General features: G+C 71.0%; 4 protein-coding genes and 1 pseudogene. 3 read left to right on the forward strand and 2 right to left on the reverse strand.

Going from position 1 to position 4,954, the window contains the following annotated elements:
• A pseudogene (locus tag KBX53_RS22135) lies at positions 1-359 on the reverse strand (hypothetical protein); the annotation flags it as partial.
• Positions 360-536: 177 nt separating this feature from the next.
• Here KBX53_RS22135 and KBX53_RS22140 point away from each other — a divergent pair.
• Complete coding sequence (locus KBX53_RS22140; protein WP_030329813.1) at positions 537-1,853, forward strand: DUF2252 domain-containing protein; 1,317 nt, start codon at positions 537-539, stop codon at positions 1,851-1,853.
• Positions 1,854-1,869: 16 nt separating this feature from the next.
• Here the strand turns inward: KBX53_RS22140 and KBX53_RS22145 are convergent, their stop codons facing one another.
• Entirely contained in the window at positions 1,870-2,916 is a 1,047-nt protein-coding gene (locus KBX53_RS22145; RefSeq protein ID WP_210861406.1) for a glucose 1-dehydrogenase, read from the reverse strand.
• A 105-nt stretch (positions 2,917-3,021) separates the two neighbouring features.
• On the opposite strand from KBX53_RS22145, the gene KBX53_RS22150 reads away from it, so the two are divergent.
• Positions 3,022-3,780, forward strand: a complete 759-nt coding sequence (locus KBX53_RS22150; protein ID WP_210861408.1) for an NADH-quinone oxidoreductase subunit C — start codon at positions 3,022-3,024, stop codon at positions 3,778-3,780.
• Complete coding sequence (locus KBX53_RS22155; RefSeq protein WP_210861411.1) at positions 3,780-4,742, forward strand: complex I subunit 1 family protein; 963 nt, start codon at positions 3,780-3,782, stop codon at positions 4,740-4,742. The genes KBX53_RS22150 and KBX53_RS22155 overlap by 1 nt, the downstream gene beginning before the upstream one ends.
• Positions 4,743-4,954 lie beyond the last annotated feature (212 nt).

Below are 4,954 nucleotides of genomic sequence, written 5' to 3' on the forward strand. Positions count from 1 at the left end.
GCCCGGCGGGACTCACCCGGGGCCAGGTCGTTGCCACGCGGCAGGGCGCAGGTGCGGACCAACAGCCCTTCCTCCACGCCGTCGGATTCGCAGCGTGACTCCGCACCCCCGGAGAATGAGCCCGCCACCGCCTCCCGGATCTGGAAGTAGAAGCCCTGGGTGCTGTCGCTGTTGTTGGTGATCGTCACCCGAAGGCTGCCCCGGTAGCCGCGTTCGGTCGGTTCGAGCACCAGCCGGCTCAGCGAGAAGGTGGGCGCATCCGCCGCGGCCGGTGCGGCCGTGGCCGGTACGGCCCAGCCGATCGTCGCGGTCAGGCCGAGCAGTGCGGCGGTGAGCAGGGTCCCCGTTTTTCGGTACATGTATCTGGTCCTCCAAGGTCGACGCCCGGCGAGGGGACCTGCCGCCGCCCGTGGCGACGACACGATCGACGGACGTAACCGTGGAATCCGGGCCCCCGCTCCGTGACCCAGACAGCATCATCGATGGCCGGGTCGTTCGCCACCCCGTTATGGACCCGCCGCACTAGCCTGCGCAGTATGAGCAGCTCAGCTGACCAGCGCTCCGCCCACATCGTCGACGTGCTCACCGAGGAGTTCGGCGCGTCGATGGCGATCGACCCGGCCGCCTTCCGCCGCAAGTTCCGCAAGATGGCGGCTTCGCCGTTCGCGTTCTACCGGGGCAGCGCCGCGCTGTTCTACGCCGACCAGCTCGGCGACTTCGCCGATGACAGGTATCTCGACGAGCGGACCAGCCGGGTGTGGATCCACGGTGACCTGCACGCGGAGAACTTCGGCACCTACATGAACGCCTCCGGGCAGCTGGTGTTCAACGTCAACGACTTCGACGAGGCGTACGTCGGGCCGTTCACCTGGGACCTGCGCCGGCTGGCGGCCAGCGTGGCGCTGCTCGGCTACGGCAAGGCGCTCTCCGACACCGCGATCGGGGAGTTGGTGGCCGGCTTCGCCAGGTCGTACCTGACCGAACTGCGGGCCATCGCCGCCGGCGGTGACGACGCGATCGGTTCGATCACGCTGGACAACGCCGACGGGGTGCTGCGCCGGGTGCTGCAGCGGGCCCGGCTCAACACCCGCGTCGACCTGCTCGCCGCGCAGACCACCATCGACAACTACGAGCGACGCTTCTCCATCGGCGACGGGGTCTTCGAGATCGACGCCGCCACCCGGGACCTGGTCAGCGCCGCCTTCCACGACTATTTGGGCACCCTGCCGGCCGCCTCGACGCAGCTCCGCCCGGTGGCGGCCCGGATCAAGGACGTGGTGCTGCGCAAGGGGGTGGGCATCGGCTCGGCCGGGCTGCCGTCGTACAACCTGCTGCTGGAGGGGCACACCCAGGCGCTGGAGAACGACGTCGTCATCTACATGAAGCAGGCGCAGGTCCCGGCCGTGGCGCGGTACGTCACCGACGAGTCGGTCCGCGGCTACTTCCAGCACCAGGGGCACCGGACCGCCGAGTCGCAGCGGGCGTTGCAGGCGCACGCCGACCCGTGGTTGGGCTTCACCGAGCTGAACGGGGCCGGTCAGCTCGTCGCCGAGGTCTCCCCGTACGCCGCCGACCTGGACTGGTCGGACGTGAACGAGCCGGAGGAACTGACCGGGGTGCTCGTCGACCTGGGTCGGGCGGTGGCCCGGATGCACTCGGTGGCCGACGACGAGTCCAGCCACGACCTGGTGGACTACTCCACCGAGGAGGCCATCGTCGCGGCGGTGGACGCCGACGAGGCGGGCTTCGTCGACCACCTGGTGGACTTCGCGCACGCGTACGGGGTGCGTGCCCGCCAGGACCACCAGCTCTTCGTCGACCTGTTCCGCAACGGGCGCCTGCCGGGCATCTGATCGGGCGCGGCGTCGCTCAGGAGGCGAACTCCAGCACCACCTTGATGTCGTCCGGCCCGGGGGTGTACGCGTCGGCGTACCGGTTCACCGGCACCCGCCTGGTGATCAGTGACTCGAGCCAGACCTGGTCGGCGCGGGCGAGCGCCTGCGCGGCCATGTTCCAGTGCCGCCGGTTCGCGTTCACCGAGCCGAACACCACGTTGTTCTCCAGCACCAGGGACCGGTTGAGCGCCCCGGCGTCGAAGTCGATGATCCGACCACCGCTGGACACCCCGGCCAGGCAGACGATTCCGGTCGGGCCCGCCTTGCACATGACGTCGAGCACCACTGTGGGCGCGCCGGTGCACTCGATCACCACGTCCGGTTCGAAGGGCAGGTCGTTGACCGGCACCGCGTGGTAGGTGGCGCCGAGCCCGGCGACCAGCTCCGGCTTCGGCCCATCGGTGGCCCGGTCCAGCACGTGCACGGCGAGCCCACGTTGGGTGCCGAGCAACGCGGCCAGCAACCCGATCGGCCCGGCCCCGGTGACCAGGACGGTCTGCGGCTGCCACTCGGCCCGGTGCCCGATCCGCTCGATGTGGTCCCACGCCTTCGCCACCACACTTGTCGGCTCCAGCAGCACCCCGACCTGGGCCAGCGCCGGGTCGAGCTTGACCGCGAACTGGGGTTCGATCCGCCACCTGTCGCGGGCGAACCCGGGTAGCGCCTTGATGCCGTGCTCGGTGTACCGGCCGTTGCGACACATGTCCCACTCGCCGACCGCGCAGTTCGGGCAGGGCACCGGGTCGGGATGCCGGACGATCCCGGCCACCAGGTCGCCGGGTTGCACGGTTCCGCTCGGGTCCTCGATCACCCGTCCCAGTGACTCGTGCCCGATGATCAGGCGGTCCGCGCCCGGCGGCGCATCGCCGTACTCCCCGGCGATGATCTCGTGGTCGGTGCCGCAGATCCCCACCGCCAGCGCCTCCACGAGGACAGCGCCCTCCTCGGCAGGCGGTTCCGGCTGATCCTCGACGAGGCTCAGCGAGTTGGCGACCCCGGGTCTCACCGTCACAGCGCGCACGCCCTCATCTTTCCCCGCCGGGACGTGCACCGCGTCCAAAGCCGCGAGATCGGCTGGCGTCGGCGGCGGGCAGGTGCGGGCCCGGCCGGCACTAGGATCAGCGGCATGACTCCCGAAGAGGTCGGCGCTCGACTGGTCGCGCTGCTCGCGCCGGTCGCGGTGACCCCGTCGGTCTCCGGCGGGCAACGGTTCGCCCGGGCCACCGTCGACGTACCTCCGGCGAGCTGGCTGGCCGCGGTGTCCGCCGCCCGTGACGACACTGAACTGGCCTGCGACTTCTTCGACTGGCTCTCCGCCGTCGACGAGTTGGCCGACGGCTTCGACGTGGTGGCGCACCTCTGGTCGAGCCGACTGCGCCACGGGGTGCTGCTGCGTACCCGGGTGCCGCGCGACGCACCGACCGTCGACTCGGTGGTCGACGTCTACCCCGGTGCCGCCTGGCACGAGCGGGAGACGCACGAGATGTTCGGCATCGACTTCGCGGGCCACGGGGAGTTGCTGCCGCTGCTGTTGCCCCCGGAGTTCGAGGGGCATCCGCTGCGTAAGGAGTTCGTGCTCGCTTCCCGGGTGGCGAAACCGTGGCCGGGTGCGAAGGAACCGGGCGAGTCCGAGGCCGGCGGAGGACGCCGACCGATCCGTCCGCCGGGCGTTCCCGCTCCGGGCGAGTGGGGGCCCACGCCCACCCCGGCTGGCGCCGGTGGTGTGGGGGAGGGCCCGCGTGGCGGCACCCCGGCCAGACCGGCCGGTGAGCGCCCGGCCCGGCCCGCCCCGGGGGCCCGTCCGGCGCGTACTCCCCGGCCTGCCGGCACCGCCGACGCCCCGGCTCCCGCCGACCGCAGCGACCACGACGGGGGTACGCCCTGATGCCGCTCTGGGTGGAGTTGGTGCTCCGGATCGGCGGCGTGGTGGTCGCGTTCCTCACCCTGCCGTTGCTCGTCGGCCAGGCCGAGCACAAGGTGATGGCGCACATGCAGGGCCGGCTCGGCCCGATGTACGCGGGCGGCTTCCACGGTTGGGCGCAGCTCGTGGCCGACGGGGTCAAGTTCGTGCAGAAGGAGGACATCACGCCGCGCGAGGCGGACCGGGCGGTGTTCCGGCTGGCGCCGGCGGTGGCCCTGGTGCCCTACCTGCTCGTGTTGCTGGTCATTCCGCTCGGCCCGGACGACCTGGTCGGGCAACCGTTGGACATCGGCCTCTTCTTCGTGCTGGCGGTGGTCGGCGTCGGTGTGGTGGCGGTGCTGATGTCGGCGTGGGCGTCGGCCAACAAGTACAGCCTGCTCGGCGGCCTGCGCGGGGCGGCCCAGTTGCTCGGTTACGAGCTGCCGCTGGTGCTGGCCGCCGCGTCGGTGGCGATGGCCGCCGGCACGCTCAGCCTGTCGGGAATCGTCGAGGCCTGGCAGCCGTGGTGGCTGCTCTGGCAGGCACCCGCGATGATCATTTTCTTCGTCGCCGGGCTGGCCGAGATCCGTCGGCCGCCGTTCGACATGCCGGTGGCCGACTCGGAGCTGGTATTCGGCTACATGACCGAGTACACCGGTCTGCGGTTCGCGTTCTTCCTGCTCGCCGAGTACGTCGGCATCGTGGTGATCGCCGCGCTGACCACTGTGCTGTTCCTGGGCGGTTGGCAGGGCCCGTTCGCCGATGACCAACTCGGCTGGCTCTGGACGCTACTCAAGATCTTCGCGGTCTCCTTCGTGATCATCTGGCTCCGGGTGTCCTACCCCCGGCTCCGCGAGGACCAGCTGCAACGCCTCTGCTGGCTGGTGCTGGTCCCCGCGTCCCTGGCTCAGCTGGTCCTCACGGCGGCCGTCCGCATCGCCCTCTGACCTAGCGCGGCAGTGCCTGGTCTCCGCGCGGCACTGCCCGGCCCTCGCGCGCCGGGTGATCGCGCTCGATCCTGGTTGCAGTGGTGTCGGTCGGCGCGGACAACCACTACAACAGTGATCGAGCGCGATCATCCGGCGCGAGTCGGGCCGGATCGCTCGACGCGGCGCTCTGAGGTGGTCCCGAGAGCCGCTTTCGAGCTGATGTCGTAGAC

This window comes from Micromonospora sp. M51, from assembly GCF_018070305.1.
In the GTDB taxonomy this organism is placed as follows: Bacteria; Actinomycetota; Actinomycetes; order Mycobacteriales; family Micromonosporaceae; genus Micromonospora; species Micromonospora parva.

Bases quoted from the DNA above. Each gene is read 5' to 3' on its own strand.
- KBX53_RS22140 (WP_030329813.1), top strand. From the start codon at position 537: ATGAGCAGCTCAGCTGACCAGCGCTCCGCCCACATCGTCGACGTGCTC.
- KBX53_RS22150 (WP_210861408.1), top strand. From the start codon at position 3,022: ATGACTCCCGAAGAGGTCGGCGCTCGACTGGTCGCGCTGCTCGCGCCG.
- KBX53_RS22155 (WP_210861411.1), top strand. From the start codon at position 3,780: ATGCCGCTCTGGGTGGAGTTGGTGCTCCGGATCGGCGGCGTGGTGGTC.